This is a genomic window from Gimesia chilikensis, assembly GCF_008329715.1.
GTDB classification, from domain to species: Bacteria; Planctomycetota; Planctomycetia; order Planctomycetales; family Planctomycetaceae; genus Gimesia; species Gimesia chilikensis.
The window spans coordinates 353,555-379,722 of the sequence record NZ_VTSR01000006.1 but is presented as its reverse complement, the minus strand read 5'-3'; the positions used below and the strand labels follow the sequence as shown (position 1 = coordinate 379,722).

At 52.9% G+C, this 26,168-nt stretch carries 17 protein-coding genes; 8 read left to right on the top strand and 9 right to left on the bottom strand.

Translation table 11 applies throughout. The features are described 5' to 3' along the window. The first annotated feature begins 44 nt into the window (after positions 1-44). Complete coding sequence (locus FYZ48_RS08580) at positions 45-1,367, top strand: sulfatase family protein (protein WP_198422195.1); 1,323 nt, start codon at positions 45-47, stop codon at positions 1,365-1,367. A gap of 90 nt (positions 1,368-1,457) precedes the next feature. On the opposite strand, the gene FYZ48_RS08575 is transcribed toward FYZ48_RS08580, so the two are convergent. Both FYZ48_RS08575 and FYZ48_RS08570 read right to left on the bottom strand, forming a co-directional pair. Then, positions 1,458-1,778, bottom strand: coding sequence for a hypothetical protein (locus tag FYZ48_RS08575; protein WP_198422194.1), 321 nt, complete (start codon positions 1,776-1,778; stop codon positions 1,458-1,460). 267 nt (positions 1,779-2,045) lie between these two features. Continuing rightward, positions 2,046-5,744, bottom strand: a complete 3,699-nt coding sequence (locus FYZ48_RS08570; RefSeq protein WP_242022500.1) for a [protein-PII] uridylyltransferase family protein — start codon at positions 5,742-5,744, stop codon at positions 2,046-2,048. A 340-nt stretch (positions 5,745-6,084) separates the two neighbouring features. Here FYZ48_RS08570 and FYZ48_RS08565 point away from each other — a divergent pair, with 340 nt between their 5' ends. Further along, positions 6,085-7,371, top strand: coding sequence for a hypothetical protein (locus FYZ48_RS08565; protein ID WP_149339361.1), 1,287 nt, complete (start codon positions 6,085-6,087; stop codon positions 7,369-7,371). Positions 7,372-7,387: 16 nt separating this feature from the next. On the opposite strand, the gene FYZ48_RS08560 is transcribed toward FYZ48_RS08565, so the two are convergent. The 3 genes from FYZ48_RS08560 to FYZ48_RS08550 form a co-directional block, all read right to left on the bottom strand. Beyond that, positions 7,388-10,249, bottom strand: a complete 2,862-nt coding sequence (locus tag FYZ48_RS08560) for an MJ0042-type zinc finger domain-containing protein (protein ID WP_149339761.1) — start codon at positions 10,247-10,249, stop codon at positions 7,388-7,390. Between the two features lie 139 nt (positions 10,250-10,388). Further along, on the bottom strand, positions 10,389-10,961 hold the full coding sequence (locus FYZ48_RS08555; protein ID WP_149339359.1) for a hypothetical protein: 573 nt from the start codon (positions 10,959-10,961) through the stop codon (positions 10,389-10,391). 158 nt (positions 10,962-11,119) lie between these two features. After that, positions 11,120-13,198, bottom strand: coding sequence for an ABC transporter ATP-binding protein (locus FYZ48_RS08550; protein ID WP_187781932.1), 2,079 nt, complete (start codon positions 13,196-13,198; stop codon positions 11,120-11,122). Positions 13,199-13,597: 399 nt separating this feature from the next. Here FYZ48_RS08550 and FYZ48_RS08545 point away from each other — a divergent pair, with 399 nt between their 5' ends. Continuing rightward, positions 13,598-15,052, top strand: a complete 1,455-nt coding sequence (locus FYZ48_RS08545) for an MATE family efflux transporter (RefSeq protein WP_149339355.1) — start codon at positions 13,598-13,600, stop codon at positions 15,050-15,052. A gap of 12 nt (positions 15,053-15,064) precedes the next feature. Here FYZ48_RS08545 and FYZ48_RS08540 read toward each other — a convergent pair whose 3' ends face one another. The 4 genes from FYZ48_RS08540 to FYZ48_RS08525 all read right to left on the bottom strand — a co-directional run bounded on the left by FYZ48_RS08540 (position 15,065) and on the right by FYZ48_RS08525 (position 19,703). After that, the gene (locus tag FYZ48_RS08540) at positions 15,065-15,802 is read right to left on the bottom strand and encodes a lipoate--protein ligase family protein (RefSeq protein WP_187781931.1); all 738 of its coding nucleotides are present in this window, start codon (positions 15,800-15,802) and stop codon (positions 15,065-15,067) included. Position 15,803: 1 nt separating this feature from the next. Beyond that, positions 15,804-17,186, bottom strand: a complete 1,383-nt coding sequence (gene lpdA, locus FYZ48_RS08535; RefSeq protein WP_149339351.1) for a dihydrolipoyl dehydrogenase — start codon at positions 17,184-17,186, stop codon at positions 15,804-15,806. Between the two features lie 65 nt (positions 17,187-17,251). Then, positions 17,252-18,445 carry a 2-oxoglutarate dehydrogenase complex dihydrolipoyllysine-residue succinyltransferase gene (gene odhB / locus FYZ48_RS08530; protein ID WP_149339348.1) on the bottom strand — a complete coding sequence of 398 codons (1,194 nt, stop codon included), beginning with the start codon at positions 18,443-18,445 and terminating at the stop codon, positions 17,252-17,254. Between the two features lie 328 nt (positions 18,446-18,773). Beyond that, positions 18,774-19,703 carry an SMP-30/gluconolactonase/LRE family protein gene (locus FYZ48_RS08525; protein WP_149339346.1) on the bottom strand — a complete coding sequence of 310 codons (930 nt, stop codon included), beginning with the start codon at positions 19,701-19,703 and terminating at the stop codon, positions 18,774-18,776. Between the two features lie 215 nt (positions 19,704-19,918). On the opposite strand from FYZ48_RS08525, the gene FYZ48_RS08520 reads away from it, so the two are divergent. From FYZ48_RS08520 to FYZ48_RS08500, 5 genes are all read left to right on the top strand, one after another. Then, positions 19,919-21,100, top strand: a complete 1,182-nt coding sequence (locus FYZ48_RS08520; RefSeq protein ID WP_149339344.1) for a M20 family metallopeptidase — start codon at positions 19,919-19,921, stop codon at positions 21,098-21,100. Positions 21,101-21,485: 385 nt separating this feature from the next. Beyond that, complete coding sequence (locus FYZ48_RS08515; protein ID WP_145042579.1) at positions 21,486-21,818, top strand: PadR family transcriptional regulator; 333 nt, start codon at positions 21,486-21,488, stop codon at positions 21,816-21,818. Beyond that, the gene (locus FYZ48_RS08510) at positions 21,805-23,265 is read left to right on the top strand and encodes a hypothetical protein (protein ID WP_149339342.1); all 1,461 of its coding nucleotides are present in this window, start codon (positions 21,805-21,807) and stop codon (positions 23,263-23,265) included. The genes FYZ48_RS08515 and FYZ48_RS08510 overlap by 14 nt, the downstream gene beginning before the upstream one ends. A 44-nt stretch (positions 23,266-23,309) precedes the next feature. Beyond that, complete coding sequence (locus FYZ48_RS08505) at positions 23,310-24,695, top strand: hypothetical protein (protein ID WP_149339340.1); 1,386 nt, start codon at positions 23,310-23,312, stop codon at positions 24,693-24,695. An 82-nt stretch (positions 24,696-24,777) separates the two neighbouring features. Beyond that, positions 24,778-26,145: a prealbumin-like fold domain-containing protein gene (locus tag FYZ48_RS08500; protein ID WP_149339338.1), complete on the top strand. Its 1,368-nt coding sequence runs from the start codon at positions 24,778-24,780 to the stop codon at positions 26,143-26,145. Positions 26,146-26,168: the final 23 nt, after the last annotated feature.

Below are 26,168 nucleotides of genomic sequence, written 5' to 3'. Positions count from 1 at the left end.
CGAGAAGAGGCCATTGATCGCGCTCGTATCAAAAGGAGTTCATCGTGAAGCTGTATAAAAACCTGTTGCTGGTGGTACTGGTGGTCTGGGGGGCTTACGCTGCTCCACGGAATGTACTGGCTGAAGCCGCGTCCCGTCCGAATATTGTGATGATCATTTCCGATGATCAGGCCTGGAACGATTATGGTTTCATGGAGCATGAAAAGATTAAAACCCCGAATCTGGACAAGCTGGCGGCGGAGAGTGCCGTCTTCAAGCGTGGTTATGTTCCGACCAGCCTGTGTCGCCCCAGTCTGATGACGATGATTACCGGTCTGTATCCGCATCAGAATATGATTACGGGGAATGATCCCCCCAAGGGTATGGATCGCCAGAAGCTGCTGAAACATGTTCGCGCTGTAGACTGCCTGCCTCAAATGCTGGGCAAACTGGGATACAAGAGCTATCAGTGTGGCAAATGGTGGGAAGGCAATCCCAGCCTGGCCGGTTTCACTTCGGCGATGACACATGGCGACCCCAAACGGGGAGGTCGTCATGGTGACCTGGGCTTGAAGATCGGTCGGGAAGGAATGAAACCCGTTTATGAGTTCATTGATGAATGTAAAGACGAGCCTTTCTTTCTGTGGTATGCGCCCTTCCTGCCCCACACTCCTCACAATCCACCTCAGCGGATTCTGAAGAAATACCTTAATCCGGAAACTCCAGTAGAACTGTCCTATTATTACGCAATGGTTGAGTGGTTCGATGAGACCTGCGGACAACTGCTGGACTATCTGGACCAGAAACAGCTGTCGGACAATACAATTGTTGTTTACGTGACGGACAACGGCTGGATTCAGTATGTGCCCGAATCCGAAGCGGAACGCAAGAAAATGAAACGTCGTTTCCGTTATGCTCCTAAATCGAAGCGGAGTCCCTATGATGGTGGTCTCCGGACCCCCATCCTGCTTCGCTGGCCGGGGAAAATTAAGCCGGCAGAGTATGATACGCTGGTGAGCAGTATCGATCTGGCACCAACAATTCTGGATGCCGTCGGTTTAAAACCGACCAAAGCCATGGAAGGAATCAATCTGCTGCAGGTGATTCAGAACGGTGGCAAGACAGATCGCAAAGCGATTTTCGGCGAGATATTCGAGCATGATATGGTTGATATCGATGATCCGGTTACGAGCCTGAAATATCGCTGGTGTATCGAAGGAGAATGGAAAGCCATCTTCCCCGGACCCCGGCTGAGTGAAGAAAAGCCCGAGTTATATAACCTGTCGCAGGATCCGTTTGAGCAGCACAATGCTGCGGCTGCGCATCCGGAACTGGTTCAACAGCTGTTAAAGCAGACCAACGCCTGGTGGAATGTTCCCGCCAAGTGAGTTGATGCCCTGAAACGACTACCCGGGCAGATCGAGGGTTCGATCTGTCCGGGTTTCTCGCGCCACTTTTAAAGAACAGGAGATATGGGATCAGTGATGATCCCAGTGTCCTGACTGATGATAGTCGTAGTGACCGGGCTGGTAGTGGTAATGATTTCGATGGCGGTAGAATCCACCGGGATGATAGTCGTAATGACTGGTATCATGCCAGTAAGAATGACGTCGGCCGTGATAATAGGGGCGTGCGTTGTATGAGCGATATCGGCCGCGGAAGTTACCATAATTACTGTAGCCATATCCGTTGCCCAGATTCAGGCTGAAATTGACTCCCCCCGCTTCCGCTGTGGAGGCACTTCCGAGCATTGCGAATCCACCTGCCAAGGCAACGCAAACGATCATGAACTTTTTCATCTTTCCATTCCTTAAAAGAGATTACGGTTGTTTTTGAATTTGCGACCGCGTCTGAGAAATGTTAAGAAGCATCGATTGTGCCAATTAAACCGATTGGGTTGTAAGTGGTCTCCGTGATTGACTTTAGGGGCAATTGGGCGTGCCGGGGCGATTTTTAGGCTGTGATCATTATGATAAAAGCGCCCTCAGAGTGACCCCAGAAATGAGAACGAACCGGCAAATCCTGCCTGTGAACTTAATCAGCGAATCGGAAATCTGCGCCTGAATTTACCCGTTGGTGCGGATGGTCATCGCTTTGATAGGGGCGAGCAGACGACTGAAGTCGCGGACGCAGTCCATGGTGGAGGAGATTTCTTCCTGGAGCTTCTCAGTATGCGAACCGTAGCCGAGCCGCCGGGCGAGGAATTCGAACTCTTCCTGATCCTGAGGGGGTACTGTCAGATCCCTGGCGTTGCCGCGGACCATGCGGAGTGCATCGATGAGCCTGCGGAGAAAGATATAGGCGTCACGGAGTTTGTAGAAGTCGTCGGGGCTGATCAGCCCCAGTTTTTTGAGGGACTCAATGCCTTCGAGTGTGTTTGTGGTTCGCAGTCCGGGGTTCCGGTGACCGTAAGTGATCTGCATGCCCTGGATCAGGTATTCACAATCCACGAGTCCTCCGTCCCCGAGCTTGGCGTTGATAGTTCCCCCTTTGACGAGCTGCTGAATCTGTTTTTCCCGCATGGCGAGCATGGCAGCGACGTCGAACGGTTTGCCGGAGTAGATAATTTCATCCCTGGCGCGGACGATCTGGTTTCCAAATTCCACATCACCTGAGATTGGGCGGAGTTTGACCAGTGCCTGACGTTCATAAGGCCAGGCAGCTCCTTCGTGAGAGAAATAGCTTTGGAATGCTTCAGCTGAGACAGCCAGGCTGCCCGCCTGTCCGTACGGTCGTAACCGCAGGTCGATCTGAAAAATACCTTCGCTGCGGGTTTTAATCATCTTGGTGAATTTTTCCACCAGCTTCAGGTAGTATTCATTATTCGTGATGACTTCAGGTCCATCCGTCTGCCCGGAACCTTCGTAAATAAACATCAGCTCAATGTCAGAGGCGAAGCCGAGTTCGCGTCCGCCACACTTTCCGAGTGCACAGATCGAAAGATGGCAGGGGCCCCCTGTTTCCAGTTGCGGCTCGCCGTAGCGTTCCTGTAGCTGCTGATGACAGACTTCGTATGCACCTTCCACAACGACCTCTGCGACATCGGTCAATTCATCCGAGAACTGGCCGAATTCAGAGATGTGACCCAGGATATGCCGCATGTCGGTACGCAGCATGGCTCGATCTTTGAAGGCGTTTAGCCGTTCCTGCTGTTCTTCAGGAGTCGATGCCTCAGCGAGCTCTTCGGTGAGTTCGGCCTGAAGTTCCTCCAGGGGAATCCGGTTTTTCAGTTCTTCCACGTTGGCGACAACGGGGAACAGATTGGAATGCTGCAGGCGGAGGAAGTCTTCCCAGAGGAAGTCACTGACGCCCAGGAGGCGGGCGAGGGCACTGAGCACGCTGGTACGCTCGAGTGAGGAAATCTCTTCGACCCAGTTGGGTTGCTTGAAAAGATGCTCCAGAAACTCGCGGAAGTGCAGCAGTGCCGATTCCGGATTAGGAGAGCGGGGGAGCAGGTGTGTGAAGTGTTTGATCAAGACGATGGCGGCACGCAGCCCCTGTTGCTGGGCTTCCGCACTGATTTTTTCCCCTTTGTCATCTGTGACATACAGCACATCACTGACGCGGGTTCCTTCCGAATCAATCACCATGCGGGCGATATCAATGCCGCTCATCGAGAGGGCGTTGGTCAACTCGTACAGGAAGCCGGTCGTATCTTCAGACTGGATGCGGAGAATTGTGTGCCGACTGTCGGTTTCGTTGTCGACTTCAATTTCAACCGGGTACAGCACCTGGCTGGCCTGCGCGAGATCGTGCAGGCCGGCGGCGACGCGTTTGGCGAGTTCTCCCACCGCTTCCTGCGGATTCCCCGATTCGACCTTGTGCAGCAACTGCGAAAGGTCGTTACGGTAGTCGGTCCAGATATTCGGTTCCACGGCAGGGCCGGAGGCTTTGACATCCAGCACGATGACGAACTTGCGGGTGTTTTTGGTCTTCTCACTCGGTTTGGTAGAACGCCCGGAAGCGGGAGCCGGTTTGACCTTCTGGTTGGTAAACAGGTGCCCTTTCTCAATGTCGAATCCGTAAACAAACAGCAGACCGCAAATCAGAGACAGGTCGCCGGTCTGGTCGAAGCCGACCATGGTCAGCCGTAACTGATCGTTAGGGCGTTTTTCCGTTTCGAGCTCGACGATGTTGGTCTCGCTCAGCTTGCGTGCCATCTGGCTGTGCTGCTCGGTCTCTTCTTCATTAAAGACTTTCGTGTAAGAGGCCGCCATCATCCCGATGGGATTGCTGTCCTGCTCGGAATGCGTGGAGTGCTTTCCTGTTTTGTTTTCAGCGGGATCGTAGATGTATTTTCTGTAGATGCTGCGAACGGCTTTGCGGTGCTGTTCATAATACTGCACCAGCTGTTTGCCGTCCTGGAAATCAAGCCGCCGGGCGAGGTAAGCCAGTTCCCGCTCATCGGTAGGCATGTGATGTTCCTGGTTATAGTGCATCAGCTGCAGCGCGTGTTCGATTTTTCGGAAGAAGACATAGCCGCTGGTCAGGTGGCGATATTCATCCGCCTGGATGAGGCCGTGATCGACAAGTCGCACGAGCCCGTCCAGCGTATTGATGCTGCGGATCGAGGGGTATTTCGCACCGTTGGCCATCTGCAGGTACTGAGTCGTGAACTCCACATCGCGGATAGAGCCTTTGCCGGATTTGACTTCGCCCCACTCCTTCCCTTTTTTCTTCAGGGTCTCTTCAATCCGCTGTTTCATCTCCAGCACATTTTTGCGGACTTCTTCTGAATCGCAGTTGAAGATCTGTGGTTCGATGCGGCGGAAGAATTCCATGCCCAGTTTCTGATTGCCGGCGATCACGCGGGCTTTCAGCATCGCCTGCTTTTCCCAGAGGCGACCATGTTTGGCGAAGTAATCGACGTACGCGTCGACCGTGGTCACCAGCGCACCGGAGCGTCCCCAGGGACGGAGACGCATATCGACGCGGTACAGGAAGCCTTCGGCCGTCGATTCCATCAGAGACTTGATGAGTTTCTGGCCGAGCTGCCAGTACTTGGTGGAGTCCTGTCCGGAGATGAAGACGAGGTCGATGTCCGAACTGTAGTTCAGTTCTTCACCACCCAGTTTACCGAAGGCCAGGACGGCGAAGTCATCCAGGGGGAGATCCATGTCTTCTGAGAGAACGGTCAGACAGGATTGCACCAGACCGTCAGCCAGTAGCGAAAGCTGGACAGTGATGTTTTTGAGGTCCATCAACCCGAAAGTGTCACAGGCACCGATGCGGAGCAGTTCCCAGCGCTGGAAGCGACGGACAGCATCGAATTTTTCGGCGACACTGCCGGTCTCCTGCCGCATGATGGCCATGGCTTCTGAGAAGAACTGCTGCTGACTTTTGAATTCGGCAATCCGGTTGTAGCGGGTCAACCGTTCGAGGTAGTCGGGGTTCTTGAGGAGAATTTCCGTGAGGAACTGACTGCCCACAAAGAGCCGGACCAGAATTTCGACGGCTCGTGGATTCTGTGTGAGAAACTCGAGCATCGTTTCGGGTTCCGAAACGCTGTTCATAAACCGTTCGAAGTTGATCAGGGAGCCATCCGGAGTCGCGGCATCGGTCAGTGCCTGGAGCAGGGTTGGCAGAATCTGGGTTAATTCTTTACGAATCTGGGGCGTTGTGCACAGCTCCCGCAGTCGAATCAGCGCACGTTCCTGGTCGCTAAATCCGATGCTGGCCAGGATGTCTCTGACTTCGGGATCGCTGACGGTATATTTCTGATCCAGAAGAATTTCCGGGTTGTCATAGATGACGGGGCTATTCATATAATTAACAGAACCTGTAGGTCGTGAATTCTGAGATTCAGGATATCGAAAATCCGGTCGTGTTGGTCGAGGAACACTCTACTGATGTGGTTCTCCTGTCCTCGTGGAGCGATGGGAGCCTGCCTGGTTCAAGTGCTGTGAAGTGTCACCACATTATAGGGTGGTATCGAGTGTAAAAGAAGTTACTCCCCGTTTGAAGTGCAACTAATTCGAAGCTGTTTTCGGGGAAGCCTTTGCAGTTGCTTTTCTCCGATCAGTCATCTAGTCTGGAATGATTAAATTAAGATCATTTACTGCGTCGTTTTCCCAAACCGCGGTACTCAAAACAGAGAGAAAACTGATGTCGAACTATTCCTGCAGTCGTCGTGAATTTGTATCTCGGGTCATGTGTGGTGTGGGTGCTTCGGCTCTGGGGAGCCTCTCATTCGGTGCCGAACCGAAGAGCGGTGCCGAACAGAAGTTCCCTCCGATGCGGGTGATTACCAAAGGCCCCCGGCATCACTGGTTCGGCTATTACGACAAGCTGCAGTTTGATCCGACCAGCCGCTACGTGCTGGGAATGGAAGTGGCTTTCGAACATCGTTCGCCCCGGGCCGATGATGTAATCAAAATCGGCATGGTCGACCTGGAAGACGGCGATCGCTGGATTGAGCTTGGAGAATCGTCTGCCTGGAACTGGCAGCAGGGATGCATGCTGCAGTGGCTGCCCGGTTCTGCTTCGGAAATTATCTGGAATGATCGGCAGGATGGTCAGTTCGTCAGTCGAATTCTGGATGTTAAATCCGGGAAGGGACGCACTATTCCCTCCCCCATCTATTCGGTCAGCCCGGATGGGAAGACCGCAGTCACGCCCGATTTCCGTCGAATTCAGGATGTGCGACCCGGCTATGGATATCCCGGTTTCCCCGATCCCAATTTCAAAGATCTGGCTCCCAAAGACTCCGGGATATTCCAGGTGGATCTGGAGACCGGTAAATCCAAGCTGATTCTGTCACTGGAGGAAATCTCCCAGACGGGCACCATCCCCAAGAATCAGAAAGATATCAAGCATTACTTTAACCACCTGTTATTCAGCCCCGATGGATCCCGGTTCATTACGCTGCATCGCTGGCAGTATCCGAATGGCAAACGCCTCTCTCGGATGGTTACGGCCCGTCCGGATGGCAGCGATGTGCGGGTGGTGATCGATAACGGGTTCGTCTCGCATTTCATCTGGCGTGATCCCGAACACATCCTGGCCCAGTCCAAGGCGACCGCTGACAGCCCTTCATGGGGAGATTTCCTGGTCAAAGATGAATCCGGTGCCGAACTTAAAGAGGTGGGGAAAGGTGTGCTGGATAATGGCGGACATCTGACTTACCTGCCGGGGAATGAGTGGATTCTGAACGATACCTATCCCAAAGGTAAAGAGCGGATGCAGACGCCGCACCTGTATCATGTCGCTTCCGGGAAGCGAATCGATCTGGGGCACTTCCACTCACCAAAACTCTACACCGGTGAGTGGCGGGTCGACACACATCCCCGTTACAGCCCCAATTCCCGTTATGTCTGTATCGACAGTCCCTACAAGGACCAGGGGCGTCAGTTGCATCTGATTGATATCAGTGAAATCACAGGTGCGTCGTAGGACGCAGCTTAACGTATTATTTGGTCCCTGCGCCGGCCTTGTCTGACGTTTTCTCAGCGGGAGATTCGGGGACCGCTTCCCGGGAAATCATGACCTGATAGAATTTATTCCGTTTGAGAGCACGGTCCAGCGCTCCCTGGTCGACAGCACTGCGATTTTCGAATGTGATCTCTTTCTTATCGGGATTGAAGTGCACCGTTTCCTGATCGACCCAGACAAACCCTTTGAGCAAGCGGCGTGCTGACTCGGTAACGTTGTCGCCGCCGTAAACGCCGTAGTGGATGATATATTTCTGCTTTGCCGTGCCAGTGGGGGGCATGTTACCTGGTGAAGACGGCATTGATTCAGTGGGAGAATTACCTGTCTTTTGAACGAGCGCCAGATCCTCTTCTGTCAGTTTGATCCATTCCTCGTCGACATGGATGCCCGCACTGTGCAGACTGCCATTCAGCCTCATGCCTAACCCGAATTTACCGTCGTTGGCTTTGAATTTAATTGCCGCCCACTTGTCGTCATAATTGATCACCAGTGAGTCGTGGATATATTCTTTAATACCTCTGAGTGATCTTTCAGCCAGACGTTGGGCGACGATGGGATCAAAAGTATTACCCGGAAAACGTATGCTGCTGATTCTTTCAATACGAAAAGTCATGAGATCGATATTCTGTTCGTCTTCAGCTGACTCTTTAATAATTGGTAAGTTTTTGAGGGGCGCGTCAGATAAAAGCATGACTTTCGTCGATTTCTGGTTGGCAATTTTTTCCCTGAGATCCTGCGGTAGTTCACCGGCATAATCGAAGGTAATTGTCATCTCGTGCAAATTGATGATGACGTTGTCGCCTTTCGTCCCAAGGATGGCGACGTCGAATGAGGACTCAAGCGAATCCAGAAAGAAGGATGCTTGTTTTTTCAGCTTTTGTTCAAATTCAGGAGTGAAACCAGCGATTTGAAATCGGTATCGCCGAGTTTCTCCATCTCGGGCGACTCTCATTTTCTCCATCGACGCACGCATGTTTTCCAGATGCGCGGACGCCGAACGGCCTGAATCGATGTTTCGTTTTAGCTGGCTGGACTTCTCCATCCGCGACTGGGCTTCCTGTTTCATCGCAGCCAGTTGTGGATCGAGTCCGGTAGAACCATCCTCTGCGGGTTGTGAAGATTGTGTTTTCAGTTGAGCCTGAATCCACTTAATTCCCTGGGGAACTCCTTCATCGACCATGGTCTGATAATGGTCGCTGCCGTTACTCGCCACGAACTTCACATCGACTCCCTGTGCTTTCAACTGTTCTGCGAACTGTCGCGATGCCACAAAGGAGGTCACCTGATCTCCGCGTGCATGGAAGAGAAAAACGGGGCACTGGATTGTCTGAGCATGTTCTTTGGGAGAACTGAGGCGGATGAATTCTTCGACATCGGGAATCAATGGTTTGATTTCACCAAGATGGTTTGCGAAAAACTTCTGGGGATCGACAGAGGGAGCATATGCGAGGCAGCCTTTGATGGTGTCGGGGTCCCAGAAATGCTGATAACTGTGTTCCGCAAACAGCAGCGAGAGGGTGGCGGCTGAACTGTGGCCGGCCAGAAAGATATTGCTGGTATCAATTTCCGGGATCGTTGACTTGGCCAGCGAGAGGGCTTGAGCATAGTTCAACATGCCGGCTTTACTTCTACGAAAGGCCTCATGTGCCTTGATGAACTCAGCATTGCTGGTCTGATCTCCATCACCGAGGTCACCGTCGATGGAAAAGGTGATCACAGCGAAGCCGGCTTTGACGTAAGGTTCGTGTTCCGGGTTCTGCGTGTTAACGGTATCGTCGATCTCCATGCCTGTCAGCAGAGTAGAGCCGGCCGGGGGAACAATCACGCAGGGGAATTTCACTCCTTGTCCTTTCGGGGGGAGGAAAACACGAAACTTCATCCGGCTGGCAGGCGCATCGGGCTGATCGGGATCAGGGGAACTGGTCACCTCAAACATCCTGCCGATGGAGGCAGAAGGTCGTTCCTGAAAAACGTTGGCCGAGGTATTTCCGGGTTCCGCCCATTCCAGAGGCAGGGGAGTATGTATCTGGATATGAAATTCCTTCAGGTCCTCGAGATCAACATCCGCATCCGGATCGACCTGAGCGACGTTGTTCTGTGCGCGTCCGCCCGGACCATCTTTCGCGAAGGGACCGGATTGCGTTTCTTTCCCGATGATCAGGGACAGTCCCACAACCAGGTAGACGACTACTCCGCTGAAGATTGCGGCAAAGGGCCCTTTGGTTCGTTCAAAACGGGTGATGGCATAAAAGAGCGAATACAGGGGCACGAAGAAACAGAGCAGAAATTCACCAAAGCTTTCCTCCGCTGCCAGGATCAGCAATCCGATGCCGCCGATGGCCGTGCACCCCATGGCGAAGAAAACGACGATGAACATCACAATCGTCGTACTGACAGTATCACCTGTCACAAAAAAGAAGCCGTACAGACAGAGCAGTATGGCCAGGGGAAAGACGACAAACGGGGAGAAACCATATTTACGCAGCGCGCCCAGAAAACTCTGCTGCGATTTCGACTTTTTACGGGTCGGTTTTGGTTTCTGCCGGGGTTGTTTCGCAGGTCTGACAGCAGGACCGTCACTCAGGTCGTCTTCCCAGTCAGTTTCATCCTCTTCCAGGAACAGGGGTTCGTCTGACTCATCTTCAAAACCAAACTCATCAGCCTGCGGTGAGCGACGACTGTGCTGCTTGCGTGGACTGGACGATTTCCGGGCCGGTTTTTCAATGACAAATGGCGTCTCGCATTTCGGGCATTTGACTTTTTTCCCGAAAGCAGCCTGGGACTTGATATTGAAACTTGCTGCGCAATGGGGGCAGGAGATCGATGCAGGGGAGGCCATCTTAGAGATCCGGACTTTCAATCAGTAGAATGTAGACAGAACGCATGGGTACAGGTCTTCATTATTCTACTGACTGGCAGTACACGAATCAATTCGTGTTTCTCAGATGTTCTCAGCCGGAAATCAGCCGTTTGACGTATTATTTGGCCTGACTGGCGACCGTTTCTCGGAGCTCACGGACTTCGCGTTTGAGTTCGTGGACTTCATTGCGAAGCTGTTTGAGCAGTTCATGCACCTCAGGATCGGCATGGGCTGGCCGATGTTCGGCATGCTGGTGTCGTTCGAGGCGTTCGCGGAGGTGCTGTTCGTTTTCTTTGGCTTCCTGATGGATTCGATGAGCCAGATCGTGCATACCCGCCTGTTCGAGGTGCTCGGCTGCCACGTGCATGTTTTGAATCCGGTGACGATGTTCGTCCATCTCCCGTTCAATATTTCGATGTTCTGCTTCAGCATGGGCCCGGTGCCGCTCGTGTTCCGCATGATGTTCTCGCGGATGGCGGTCCCGTGGATGAGGGGAATGTTCGGGACGACGATCCTGTTCCCTCTCATCGGACTGGGCCAGGAAGAAATCTCGCTCCGCAGGATCTGCTGCTGCGCTTTCGATGCCGGGACGCATTGCTCTGACCGGTTTCTCTGATGACAGGGTGATGCCGGCACCTAAGAGGACGACAGCCAGCAGGACGAGCAGTGCAGTGACGATCATTGATCTCATAATATAGATTCCCGGATTGAGCAGATAAGAAAAAATAGACGGGCAGGAACGACTCACTCAAGTAGATATGATATCGATTCCCGCCTGATGCGTCGAGTTTTTAATCTGACTTCGAGGGGAATACCACACGGAACCAGTGTTCTGTATTCTGAAACCTGTCAGGCTGTGCGCTGTCTGACCTGGGCGCTCAGCAGGTTCTGGTACTGCGGACAGGTGTCGACCAGGGTACTGTGGGGGCCGGTGGCAACGACTTTCCCCGAATCCATAACGACGACACGGGTCGCAAATTCGAGCAGGCTCTGCCCGACCGAGTGCGTGATGATGAATACGGTCCGTCCGGGAGCAAATTCCTTGAGTGCCTTATGGATCAGGATTTCACTCTGAGAGTCGATGGCCGAGGTGGCTTCGTCCAGGATCAGAATATTCGGATCACGCAGGAAGGCTCGTGCCAGGGCGATTCGCTGGCGCTGTCCGCCGGAAAGCTCGTGCCCTTTCTCGCCGACGCCATAGTGCAGTCCATCAGGCAACTGTTCTGCAAACTGGGAGACGTGTGCTTTTTTGGCGACGACTTCAATTTCGTGGCGGCTGGCGGACGGGCGTCCGTAGCGGATGTTTTCCAGAATCGAATCGTCGAAGAGCATGGTTTCCTGGGAGACGACGCCGATATGGTTGCGCAGGTCTCTCAGACGCATGTCGCGGATATCGACTTCATTGATAAAGATATTACCTTTATCCGGATCATAGAACCGGGGGAGCAGGTTCACGAGTGTGGATTTACCGGAACCGTTTTCACCCACTACCAGCACAACTTCTCCTGCGGCCACTTCCAGGTTGACGCCGTCCAGGATCGGTTCGTTATTGCGGGTGGACTCTTTCCGCTGAGCATAAGTGAAATCGATTTTATTGAAGCGAACCGATTCCACTTTCTGCGGGAACGGCTCGGGATCGGTCGTTTCTTTAACGAGCGATTCGCGATCCATGACCGTGAAGATGCGTTCGGCGGCAGCAGCGGTACGTTTCAGTTTTGAATAGACCGAGGACATTTTTCGTGCCGGGTCGGTGATGCCGGCCAGCAGGGCGTACATCATCGATAGGGTGGCGATGTCCATCGGGGCAGACGCGAGTTGAATGCCCCAGATTTCCGTTTTACCCCGCAGGACGAGATAGGAACCAGGAATCAGGGCGATAAAGATCGCCATCAGCCCCAGCATTTCAGTGGTGGGGCTGGTGAGTGAGTCGATCCGGACGATGCGGAGCGCCTTTTTGAAGTACTCCTTATTTTCGTGATGGAAGCGACTGCGATGTTTGCGTGCACCGTTGAAGGCGATAATGACCTTCGAGCTTTCGAAGGATTCTTCCAGAGTTTTATAGATGCGGGACATGCTTTCCATCATCCGCTGGCTGGCGTGCTTCAGTGTTTTACCAATTTTATAGAAGACGATGGCGATCAGCGGAGCGAAGACGAATGAAAGCAGCGTCAGACGCCAGTTAACCATGAAAGCAAATACGACGCAGGCCAGCGCTTTGAGGGGTTCACGGATAATTTTACCCCCCATGAGTGTCAGGCCCTGGGAGAGTTGCTGCATATCAAATGTGAAGCGGGACATCAGGGAGGCGGTCCCTTCATCCGAGAGGCTCTGGTAGTCCAGGTCCAGTGCTTTGCGGAAACACTCCTTGCGAATCGACATCGTGGCCAGTTCAACGACGCCCCCCACGATGACATCCTGCGTAAAGATACAGAGGCCTTTGATCATTGTCGTGACCAGAAGCAGGCCCAGGATCAGCGCAAATGTGTCGAACTGGTCGTCGGGGACCCAGGGGAGGATGTTGGATTCAATCCATTTCAGCGCAAAAAGTTTGCGGGAGGCGATGCTCATGTCCTCCTGCTGTCTTGAATGTTCGCTGAGCAGCTTCACCGGGGCATCGGCAAACTTGGTGGTATCGGCCTCGGCTGTGGAGAGGTCTTCACCCGAGTGATCGATCTGATACGCCTGCAGTTTACCGGAGATTTCTTTGAGGACCCGTTCCTTATCCTTGATCGTGTCCTCGGTCTCAACGATCTGCGCCTGCACGTACTGATCGATGCGTTCACCCTGCAGGAGTACCTTGACCACCAGGAAGGTGACGGACAGATTCGCCCCCCAGAGAACGGCGACCAGGACGGCAAAAAAGAATGCGGTAATCAGTCGACGGCGGAAAGGCCAGACGTAATGCAGAATTCTGGTAAAGCTGTTCACGGTAGACACTCTGGAATTCGAGATCAGTATGTTGTTTGTAAGTCTATTCATATATATGGGTTATGCTCGTGGGTGTCTGTCGAAATGATGTAAATCACTCGGCTGAAATCCGGAACTGGCCCGTATAGATCGCGAATTAAACTAGGAATTGCCAAACAGGTCCAGATGAAATTGCAAATGCTGGGAAAATGAACACATAATCGGCCTGGTTTTTCCAGGGAGGCGACGCTGTGTTTCCTTTGAATTGCGAACTTCTGCTGCAACGAGCGTGTCGTGGAGAGGTCAGTTTATGAAATTTGTGATATGCTGATGGACCGGCTTCGCCGATTCTGTTTCTCTTCACTACAATCCTCTCGATTGTAAGTCAGCGCTCTCTTTATCGTGATCGGATTGTTCCGGATGGAAGATTCTGCCCTCAACCAGCACACCTCCACTGTGACGCCGGGGAGCCTGCGCGAACTGACCAATGTGGCAGTGCCCCTGGTGCTGAGCTGCGGGTCACTGTCGATCATGCATGTGGTGGACCGGATCTTTCTGACCTGGTGGTCGACAGATGCGGTGGCTGCGGCGTTGCCTGCAGGCATGATCCAATGGACGATCATGTCGATCGCGATGGGCAAAGCCATGTATGTGAATACATTCGTGGCACAGTATGAGGGAGCAAATCAGAGGCAGCGGGTTTCCGAATCGGTCTGGCAGGGCGTTTACCTGGCGTTGATCTGGGGCGGTCTATTGCTGTTAGGCGTTCCTTTCGCGGGAACCTTCTTTCACTGGATCGGCCATACGCCCGAAGTCCAGGCACTGGAAGCAGAGTACTTTTCGATTCTGTGTCTGGGATCGGGGCCCGCGCTGTTGTCGACGGTGCTTTCCTGTTTCTACACGGGACGCAGTCAGACCATGGTGGTCATGTGGGTCAACCTGGTGAGCGTGCTCGTAAATATGCTGCTGGATTACTGGCTGATTTTCGGAGTCGGACCGATACCGGCACTGGGAATCCGCGGTGCCGCGATTGCTACAGTGGCTGCGAATGTGGTGACACTGTTGCTGTATCTGTTTATCATTCTGGCCAAGCATGAGGCCCGTCTGTATGGACTGTTCAATCACTGGCAGTTCAATCGGGAACTGTTTGTGCGTCTGATCCGTTACGGGTTTCCCAACGGGTTGCTGTATTTCATTGACATCATCGGCTTCACGCTGTTTATCGTACTGGTGGGGCGGATTGGGAAGATCGAGCTGGCAGCAACCACGATTGCCTTTAACCTGAACTCGCTGGCCTTCGTCCCGATGATGGGGGTCGGGACCGCAGTGATGACCCTGGTAGGTAAGCGGATTGGTGAAGGACGTCCACAGCTGGCGGTCAGAACCACCTGGAAAGCGTTTGCGGCTTCGGCGGCGTATATGCTGCTGTTTGCGGTGATTTACATCGGCTTTCCCGATTTTTTACTGCGTCCCTATGAGCCGGATGTCATCACGGAAGACTTTCTAAAGGTCAAACAGGCGGCGGTGATTTTACTTCGCTTTGCGGCTCTGTTCTCGTTCTTCGATGCCCTGGTGGTCGTCTTTGGATCGGCCATCCGTGGTGCAGGCGATACGCGTTTCTGTATGTTCTTCTCGCTGTTGACCGGCTGGGCGGTGATGGTAATTCCCACATTCCTGATCTGGATGTATGCGGACGCCGACGAAAAGCTGTTTGGCAGCTGGGTGGCCTGTACTTCCTATATCTCGATCATGGGCATCGGTTACCTGATTCGGTTCCAGGCAGGACGCTGGAAAGAGATGCGGGTGATCGAAGATCATTTTGCAGAGCCGAACCCGGAAGACAGCGAACAGCCCATGCAGGGCGCTTTGACTTAACGGAACATGAACTCAGCGGCGGAGATTCCATTTCTCCGTCGCGTATTTTTCCGTGACCAACTGCTGGACACGTTCGACGGGCAGCGCGGGTTCTCCCTGGTCTGCCTGCCAGGTGTCGATCAATGCCTGCCTGAGTTCAGCGGATGTTGCCGGGTAGTTGGTGACGAACTCGAGGTGGCTGCGGTGCGAACGGTATTCGGGTTCCCGCTCCGGGCTGGTCAGGTAGCGGGGAATCAGGTCGAGATCGAAGTCATAGAGAATGGTACCGTGATGCAGCAGGGTGCGCGTCAGCCATCTTTGGGAGTTGCCTGAGAATTTGTGGCCTTCAATCGTCAGATCGCTGATTCCCTGCAGGTCGATGTCATGTTTCGGGAATCGCGTATTGAGGGTGTCGCGGATGCGGTCCAGGATGTCGCGGGTGGTGGCTTCGATGCCTGCCAGATGCTGATCCGGAGAGATCCGCAGGAACAGGGAGAAAATGAAACAACCGGGACCGAGCAGCACTGTTCCCCCGCCGGTACAACGACGGAGGACTGGAATCTGATCCCGTCGGCAGGCTTCCAGATCTACGTTACAGGACGTCTGATTCGAACTGCCCATGATAACCGTGTACTGGTCGACTTCCCAGAGCCTCAGGCAGCCAGCGGAATCCTGTTCGTTGATCTGGTAGAGCAGGCTTTCCTCCAGCGCCAGATTTTCTTCCGGCGTGGGGAAAACGGTTTCTGAAAGCTGACAGGCCTGCGGTTGCATTTCAGAAGTTGAGGGTACGTTTATCGACGGCCAGTGCTGCTTCCTTGATGGCTTCTGCCAAGGTCGGATGGGCATGGCAGCAACGGGCGATGTCTTCGCTGCTGGCACCAAATTCCATGGCGACGGCACACTCGGCGATCAGATCCCCGGCACGCGGTCCCAGGATGTGCACGCCCAGGACGCGGTCGGTTTTGGCATCGGCCAGCATTTTGACGCGACCTTCTGTCTGTCCCATCGCGCGTGCCCGGCCGTTGGCCAGGAAGGGGAAGGAACCCTTGCGATAATCGATCCCGGCTTCTTTGAGCTGTTCTTCAGTCTTGCCGACAGCAGCGATTTCCGGGTTGGTGTAAGCGACACTCGGGATGGTGTCGTAGTTGATGTGTCCGTAACCGGTGACGAGGTACTCGGCGAAGGCAACCCCTTCGTCTTCCGCTTTATGGGCCAGCATGGCACCGCCGATGACATCACCGATGGCGTAAACGCCTTTAGCAGAAGTCTCGAAGTGGGCGTTCACGGGAATGAACCCGCGTTGATCGACTTCGATACCGACGTTTTCGAGTCCCAGGTTTTCGGTGTTGGGACGTCTGCCGACGGCGACCAGTACGCGATCACAGCGGATGGATTTGCTGTCAGCGATTTCCACGTCGCAGGTTTTCTTGTTGACTTTGACGCCGGTGACGCGGCAACCCAGCTGGAATTCGAGTCCCTGTTTTTCGAAGATCTTCTGTGCTTCTTTAGCGATCTCAGTGTCGGTCGTGGGGAGAATCCGGTCGAGGTATTCCAGTACGGTGACCTTGGCACCCAGGCGGTTCCAGACAGCTCCCAGTTCGAGACCAATCACACCGCCGCCGATTACCACCAGATGTTTAGGGACCTCATCGTAAGCGAGGGCTTCGGTGCTGGTGCCGACTTTGTCACCATCGAGTTCGATGCCGGGCAGGGTGGAAGGTTCGCTGCCGGTGGCGATCAGAATGTTTTTGGCGTCGAGTTCAGTCTGTTCATTGCCGTCATCGACGACTACTTTACCCGGTGCCGTGATGGTGGCGTGACCGCTGTAGCGGGTGATTTTATTCTTTTTGAACAGCGAGTCGATGCCACCGCCCATGGTCTTGACGGTGCGGTCTTTCTGGCTGAGCATCTTTTCCAGGTCGAGTTCCAGGTCGCCGACGTTGATGCCACGATCTTTGAAGGTGTGCTCAGCTTCGCGGTAAAGCTCGCTGGATTCCAGCAGGGCTTTACTGGGGATACAGCCTACACGCAGACAGGTGCCGCCCAGCATACGTTCTTTTTCGATACAGGCGACGTTGAGACCGAGTTGTGCAGCACGGATGGCTGCGATATATCCTCCGGGACCAGCACCGATAATAACCAGATCGTGGTTCATTTTCTCTTTTTCCTGCAGCGACAGGAAACCTTTCCAAACCTCTTAGATGCGCGTTTTGACTGTTATCAGATTTCCATCAGCATGCGAGCGGGTTCTTCGAGTGCTTCTTTGACCCGCTTGAGGAAGACCACTGCTTCCCGGCCGTCGACGACACGATGATCGTAGGTGAGCGCGATGTACATCATGGGCCGAATTACAACCTGACCATTCACGGCGATAGGCCGTTCCTGGATACCGTGCATACCGAGCACGCCGCTCTGCGGCGGATTGACGATCGGTGTGGAGAGCAGCGAACCGTAGACACCACCGTTGGTGATGGTGAAGGTACCGCCCTGGAGTTCATCCAGGCTGATCTTGTTGGCCCGGGCCCGCTGGCCGAAATCGTTGATCTTGAGTTCGATCTCAGCAAAGCTGAGGCGTTCTGCGTTCCGCATGACGGGAACGACAAGGCCTTTTCCACCGCCGACAGCAATCCCGATGTCGTAGTAGTTACGGAAGACCAGGTCGGTACCACGGATCTCAGCGTTGATCTGCGGGAACTGGCTCAGTCCGTCGACGACTGCTTTGACGAAGAAGGACATGAAGCCGAGCTTCACGTCGTATTTCTTGAGGAACAGGTCTTTGTATTGTGCCCGCAGTTCCATGACGGATGACATGTCGACTTCGTTGAAGGTCGTCAGCAGGGCTGCGTTGGTCTGGGCTTCGACGAGCCGCTCCGCGATCTTCTTGCGGATGGGGCTCATGGGGACGATTTCTTCTTCGCGGAAGGCACCGTTGCCGGAGGCAGCGCCGCCCTGGTGAGCGAGGACATCTTCTTTCAGAATCCGACCGCCGTGTCCGGTGCCTGTGACGTCTGCCGGGGAGAGTCCCTTTTCTGCCATGACGCGGGCGGCTGCCGGCATGACCCGATCATCCGAACCGCCGCCGGCGTGTGCAGGGGCTTCCGCTTTGGGGGCGGGAGCGGCGGCTGCTTTCTCGGGGCTCTTTTCGGGAGCGGGAGCGGCCTGGTCTGCCGGGCGTTCGGCTTCTTCGAGGTAGCCGATGACTTCGCCTACGGAAGCCATCTCGCCGGTTTTCTTCAGAATTTCGACGATGATCCCATCAAGGGGGGCCGGCACATCGAAGGTGGCCTTGTCGGTTTCGAGCTCAACGATTTCACTGTCTTGAGCGACCCATTTGCCTTGTTCCGCGTGCCAGGCACCAATCTGGACTTCGGTGATGGATTCCCCGACTGAGGGGACCTTAATTTCAACAGACATCGGACACTAATCTCCAACCGAGTCATGAGGGGAAAATTGTATTTTTCAGAGTAAATTCCGTTAATCTGGTCATTTTTGAGCAGCAATTTTGATTATGACTTGTTGCGAAAGCCAGCACAATTCCCGCACACCGGGAAGATGATAATCGGGAAAAATTATTTGGCTTCAGGCGGGTCAACGGTTAAAAGTTGCAGGAGGCTCACATGACATGAAAAAACGCTGGTCTTTTTATCGGCGTTTCAGCCAGACCAGCGTGCGGATTATTCCAGTTCAGGCATTATCGAAACAGGTGCGACAATGCGTATCAGTTGTCAGATCGGCCTGAGAATTATTTTCCCGGGAACCGGTGCCCTTTGGCCTGTGTATCGACCCGGTACAGCGAAGTGCGTGCGGTAATGAACAGGCTTGAGTTGTCTTTGCCGCCGAAAGTGACGTTGGCCGGCTTTTCCGGGACATCGATGATGCCCAGCAGTTTCCCTTCCGGCGAGAAGACCTGCAGTCCCAGACCGGATGTGATATAAAGATTCCCGTTCGTATCGATCGTCAGGCCATCACCTCCACTGCCCGGTTCTTTGTAGCCTTCGGCCTGCTTCAGCGTGCAGAATACGCGGCCTTTGCCAATTTTGCCGGGAGCGGTCACGGGGTACGCCATCATCTCCTTCTGCATACTGGGGATGACGTACAGCGTTTTTTCATCCGGAGAGAGAATCACGCCGTTAGGGGCTTTGATATCGTCGATGATCCGGCTCACCTTGCCGTCAGCGGAGCGGTAATAGACGGCGACGGTTCCCTGTGGAAGAGGTTCGGGGGCGCGGAAATGCGGGTCGGTGAAGTAGATACCACCTGTACTGTCTACCACGACATCATTGGGTGCGTTAAAGCGTTTGCCTTCATATTCGGAGACCAGCGGCGTCACTTTCCTGGTTTTCAGATTTATGCTGACCAGGCGGCCATCCATTTCACAGGCCAGCAGTTTGCCGGAGCCATCGAGCATCAGGCCGTTGCAGTGATTGGAGGGTTCCAGAAAGACGCTGAGTTTGCCATCGGTATCGACTTTGTAGATCCGGTTGGCGGGGATATCGGTGAAGTAGAGGTTGCCTTTGAGGTCGAAGGCGGGACCTTCGGTGAATTTGAAATCAGAAAAGACTTTGACAGGGTCGCTTACCGGACCGACGCCGGGGATCGGATCCGCCTGCAGGGGGGCTGCGGTGATGATCAACGCGAGCAGAGCGGCGGACCAGTTCAGTATGTTTCTCATGTAAGGCTCCTTGGAGTTTGTGGTCAGCGTGATTTGGGTAAAACGCGGTCTACTGATATTAGAGTCGGTCTGGCCTGTAAAATTCAACCAACTTAAGAAACTGAATGCGTTATCAGTAGAAATCGGGCTGCAGTTGAGGGACACTGGCTGTGGAAACTACGATGAATTCAGCGCGAGAGTATTCAAAAGCGGGCTCGAGAAAAGGTTATTTTTTGATGGATGTCGTCCAGCTGTTAAAACAACTGATTGCCATTCCCAGCGTGAATCCCATGGGCCGCGCTGTTTCCGGTGATATCTATTATGAAGGCAGACTGACCCAGTTTCTGTGTGACTATTTCGAAGAACTGGGAGTCGAGTACGAATCAATCGAAGTGGTTCCCGGGCGGAATAATGTGATCGCCCGCACGCCGGTTAAAGAGGGTGTGCCCACGATTCTGATGGACGTACACCAGGATACGGTTCCCGCGGAAGGGATGATCGTACCCCCCTTTGAAGGGACCGAGAAAGACGGCCGGATTTACGGTCGCGGTGCCTGCGATGTCAAAGGCAGCATGGCGGCGATGCTGATGGCCTTCACGCGGCTCATCAACGACAATCCTCCCGATGCGGCGAATGTGATTCTCTCCTGTACCTGCGATGAAGAAGCAACCGTGCAGGGCATCAATCACCTGGTGCAGCTCTGGGAGAATCCGAGCGGACTGAGCCAGATTCTGACCACGCCTCCCGATCTGGGACTCGTGGCCGAACCGACGATGCTGGATATCGTCGTGGCCCATCGTGGTGCGACCCGCTGGAAAATCAAGACGACCGGAAAGGCCTGTCACAGTTCACAACCCAATGATGGCGTAAATGCCATCTACCGGATGGCGGATGTGATCAAGGCACTGCAGGTCTACGCGGATGAGCTGACGAAACGGGAAGCACATCCGTTGTGCGGTCCGCCGACCTTGAGTGTCGGCGTGATCGAAGGGGGCGACAGCGTCAACATTGTGCCGGACTGGTGCACGATTGAAATTGACCGCCGCGTCATTCCTGGCGAAGACGGCATCGATGTGATGAACCAGGTGGAAGACTACCTCAAAGAGCAGCTGCCTTTTGAATTCGAAATGCTGCCGCCGTGGATTACCGGCGTCTCCCTCTCCGATCACAATAATGGTGCCTGGAGCGATCGACTGCTGAAGGTGATCGACACCATGGAGCCCGGTCACAAAAAAGTGGGCGTCCCCTACGGTACGCACGCAGCCCGCGTGAATCAGAGCGGCGTGCCCTCAATGGTCTTCGGCCCCGGTTCGATCGCCCAGGCTCACACGGTGGATGAGTGGGTCGAAATCGATGAGCTCGTGAAATCGGAAGAGGTATATTACCAGTTCTGCGCCAACGCGGGACGGGCTGTTTAACAGTCTGTCTGTGCTTGCTTCAACTGGCGTAGGGTGCGGACCCATGTGTCCGCCCGCCTGGTGAGGTTCTATTGGTGTCCGCTTTCAATGGCCTCTGAATAATCTGGGTGGTACCGGATGTAATCCGGTATTGCCGCAGGCAACAGGAGGTCGCGGTGCAGACGATGTGAAGTGTGCGTGCGCCTCAAGCCCACTTATTCGAACGAATGGGTTTCTCTGTTGTAAATTGATCCCGTAAGCTGGGACCTCCTGCGCGCTGCGCTCGGCCAGAATTGCATTCGGGCTCACCCCCTCGTGATTTCTTTTAAAAAAACTGCTTGACAGTATATACCTAGAGCGGCTATATATTGGATATGTAGTCATCCTAGGTATGGGAGAAAGAAAGATGAATCCTCAGTTATTTGCAGGCACGCTGGAGATGCTCATTCTGGAACTGGTTTCCGAGGGGCCCACGTATGGTTACGAAATTACGCAACAGGTGACGAATCGATCGGCTCAGGAGTTTGAGCTGAAAGAGGGGAGTCTGTATCCAGCGTTACACAAGTTGCAGCGAAAGAAGCTGCTGAAATCATTCTGGCGTGAAGTCGATGGTCGTCGGCGCAAGTATTACGAGCTGACGACGCAGGGGCAGAAGGTTCTGAACGAGAAGCGTCAGGAGTGGAAACAGTTCTCATCCGCCGTAGACCGGATTCTGGGAGCAGAAAGTGGCCTGGCCTGAGCTTAGTATCGAAGACTTTCCGCCGCGCCGCGATGATGAACCGTCGTCGCTCCGGCAGGATATTATCGACGAACTCAGCGACCATTTTGCGTGTGCTCTGAATCGGGAGCTGTTGAAAAATCCGAATGAGAAGATCGCCAGACAGCGTGTATTAAATCAGTTTGGCGATCCAATCAAAATTGCCCGCCAGCTCTGGCTGGAAGCGATGAAGGAGAAGATCATGTCGCAACGTATTATGACTGGAATTTCTGCTGTGATGGCGGCGTGCTGTATTGCAGTGGTCGTCTTTTCCTGGCTGTTGATCAAAGAGAGTCAGACCGTCAATGCCCGGATGCTGGAACAGCTCACTGCGATTGCAGATCGACCGGTTCCAGCTGCTCCTCCGATCAAAGCAACTGATGAAATGAATCAAATTTCGTTTCGACTGGTTGAAGGGAAGGTAGGGGGAAAACCAGCGGTCGGACTTACTGGCAAATTGACTAAGATTGGCAATAACACCGATTCCTTTACATTAGAAGAGGTGAGTGGGGATGACGGGAGACTGAATTTTGGAAAGCTTCCCTGGGGCGGTTATACGTTGAGAGTCAAAACTCATTGGGATGAATACTCTTATTCAGAGTTTACATTAATTCCAGGACGAAACTATTCACGGACGATCGTCTGTCCGGTCTCGGCTCCCGTAGATGTGTCCGTTCGGTTTGAGGTGGAGTGGCCTGAACAACTCAAGTCTGATGACTGGTTGTTATTGTGTGATTTTCGTGCCAAATCGTACTCGGGTGGAGTCTCCGGCATGACCAGACGGTACGAAAATGATGGATGGACAAGATCATATCCGAACCCATTAGAGGGAACATGGGACTACGCTCAAGTTTGCCTGATTGATCAACACAATCGGGTCTACAACTGTCCGTTAGATCAGAATCGAAGATTTAAAAGTGTTTCCTTGAATGAGCTGGAAAAACAGACAACAGTCAGCATGATCGAGGCAGATGAATATCTCCTGCCGGTCATGTACCTGTTAAGAAAACAGGATCTACCCAAGATTTTTTATTTAGACAGCAAACCAACCTATTCTTATCCGGTTCTAAACCATAGTCGGAACGCTTTGCTATTGTTTAATCCGTCTCGAGTCGGACTGCAGGATGGTGGTTTTGGAATGAGTGGAATAGAACCACCGACTACGATGATTTTAGCTTTCCAGGACGCCTCTTATCTGAATCAGATTATGGGAGTTGACCAGGAAATAAAGTTTGCCAGTGGAATTCAGCTGGCGAAACAACTCCTATTCCCGGCAAAGAAAGAGCTGGAAAATGTGTGGGAAATTAAAATCCCCCAGCTAAATCAATTGGAGATCCCAGAAGGGGTGAAACCGGTGGAAAGTAAAGATTTGGGGGGATACTTTGAAGTTCCCCAAGGGGCTCCAAGCGGCGGGCAGGGTCTCTTCTAACGCTATAGAAACGAACTGTTCTTGTATAAAAATCAGGAGTAAATGTGACCTGGCCTGAGATCAGTGTTGATGACTTTCCGCCGCGACGCGATGACGAACCGTCATCATTGCGACAGGATATTATCGATGAACTCAGTGACCATTTTGTATGTGCCTTGAATCGGGAGTTGCTCAAAAATCCGGACGAGCAGGTCGCGCGGAAACGTGTACTGGAACAGTTTGGGGATCCGATCAAAGTGGCCTGCCAGCTCTGGCTGGACGAGATGAAGGAGAAGATCATGTCACAACGTATTATGACTGGAATTTCTGCGGTGATGGCGGCGTGCTGTATTGCGGTGATGGGATTTTCCTGGATTCTGGTGCAGGAAAGCAGGGTAGTTAATCAGAAAATACTGGAGCAGATTGCTACGATTGCGGAGCGTCCTGTTCCACCTGTTGAGTCCAAGATAGATCAACAGCTTCTGCTAGAACTAAAGCGATTAAACCAGTTACAGTTATCGGGAGGTGGTGCAACGCAGGAAGGATTGAATCCAGTCAGTTTTCAATTAGTGACAGATCAGAACAGCCAGCCTGCTACTGGATTTTCTGGAAGATTGATTCGACTGAGTAAGAATTTGGATGACTTTACGGTTGATGCTATCAGTGATGCGAAAGGCAAGATGGATTTCGGGCGGCTACCGGCTGGTAGTTATGCATTCGAACTTAAAGCCCCCTGGGGGGAAATGTATCAAAAGTTAGATCTCAAGACAGTTCCGGGACGTTCGTTTTCAAAGACGATTATCTGTCCCGCGCAAAAACCGGAGCCCGTTTCTGTCAGTTTTCAGGTTTACCAATCAGAAGAATATAATTCTGATGAATGGTTTTTTCTGGCAGATTTTCGAGTACGTCAAATTGATCAGGGAAAAGATGTGATCAAGCATTTTTATGCGAGCGAGCGTCGAATCGAGAACGAAAACTGGATCTATCAGCAACCTGTGAATCAGGGCGTCTATCTGATTGGAAAAACAGGGAAGTTTTTCAAAGTCCCGTTGACGCCTGAGGGTAAGTATCAAAATTTGAATTCGGATATTCAGTTGAATCAGCAAACTGTGGCCATGCCTCAGGGCCGGTATGGTTTGCCAGTCTTATATCGAATTCACAGGGATGATTTGAGTCAGCTGTCAGTCTTGAATGAGAATTATTTCGACCCAGTTGCTGTGGATATGTCCGATTTAATTCCCGGTCTATCCAGATATATTATAGGTGAGACCATGTATGGTGTCGAACAGACGGTCTTTGTGTCTCCTTTGAACATTCTGGATAAGAAGCCAGTTGAAGTCAGTACCGGTGAAGTGCTGCGATTTCCAGTACAGCATTTTGCTGCAAGCCTTGGAAAAAACAATGTCTGGAATCTCAATTTTTACGATAAGAAGGTTGCCCAGGCAGATTAGAAACTGGAAACAAAAAACAAGAGTCTATTGGGCGTCCGAAACAGGTGATTCCTAATTTGCTCCCTCGTTTCAGGAGAACCACGTGGCCTGGCCTGAGATCCGTACAGAAGACTTTCCGCCGCGACGGGATGACGAACCGTCGTCATTGCGGCAGGATATTATCGACGAGCTCAGTGACCATTTCGTATGTGCTTTGAATCGGGAGTTGCTGAAAAATCCGGACGAAAAGATCGCCAGACAGCGTGTGTTAATTCAATTTGGCGATCCCATCAAAGTGGCCCGCCAACTCTGGCTGGACGAGATGAAGGAGAAGATTATGTCACAACGTATTCTGACCGGCGTTTCTGTGGTGATGGCTGTGTGTGGCTTCATCGCAGTGGGGCTGGTCTGGTCGATGGTGCAACAGAATGAACGGGTAAATCTGTTACTGCTGGAGCGGCTGGATCAGCAGGCCTCACCGACTGCTTCCGACGCTGAGGAGATGATTCAAATCGCTTTTCAACTGGTGCAGGAGGGGAATCCGCAGAAACCGGCGAAAGGTTTTACCGGCACTTTGACGAATGAGGACGGCAAAGCAGAATCGTTTTCCCTGGATGTCGTGGTTGATGAAACTGGGAAACTCGATTTTGGTCGGCTGCCATGGGGAAAGTACTATCTGAAGTTGCATGCTCCCTGGGATGAGACTGCGATTCTCAAAAGCTTTGTGACAATCCCGGGACGCGATTTTTCCCAGACGATCGTCTGTCCTGACGGTCCGCCTGAAAAAGTCCCGGTGAAATTTCAAGTCCGCTGGCCCGAAGGTCTGGATCCTGAAGAGTGGGTGGTGCTTTGTGATTTTCGATATCCACAAAAGGGGCGGGAACCCGTTCCCTATGTTCTGAAAGGGAGACGCAGTATTCAGGGGCATGTCTGGATGTATGAACAAGATCCCAAGGACCCTCCTCACGGAGTTTATCTTATCAATAGTGAGAACCGGGTCACAGTCTGCCCTTTAGGGACCAGGGGGACTTATCAGGATACTACTTTTGACAAGTTAGACTTTCAGACAGATACTCGTTTGAGACAGGGTGAGTATCATCTGCCTGTCTGCTACCTCCTGCAGAAATCACTTTTGACTCATCTTAATGAGCTGGGAACCCACACTTCTTTTGACATGCTGACCCTGGCTCCCTTCAGCAATCCTTCAATGCGAATTGAAAACAGGGTGCGAATCGGGACTGGCTATAGTGCCTTTGTGAATGTGTCAGAGAAACTGAAACTGGGGTCGCGCCTGCAGAATCGGTTAAACGGACCATTAAACAGTCATCGGGCAGATCAGATCCATGGAATTCAGTTCCCTGAGCAATCCATGTTCTCCGCTGACACAGGTCACATGAATGTCTGGGAAATCAAACTTCCACCAGCAGAGATTACCAGTTCTTACCTTGAAAAGGTGGAACATAACTTATAGGGATCGCTCTGAGATTATTTGCT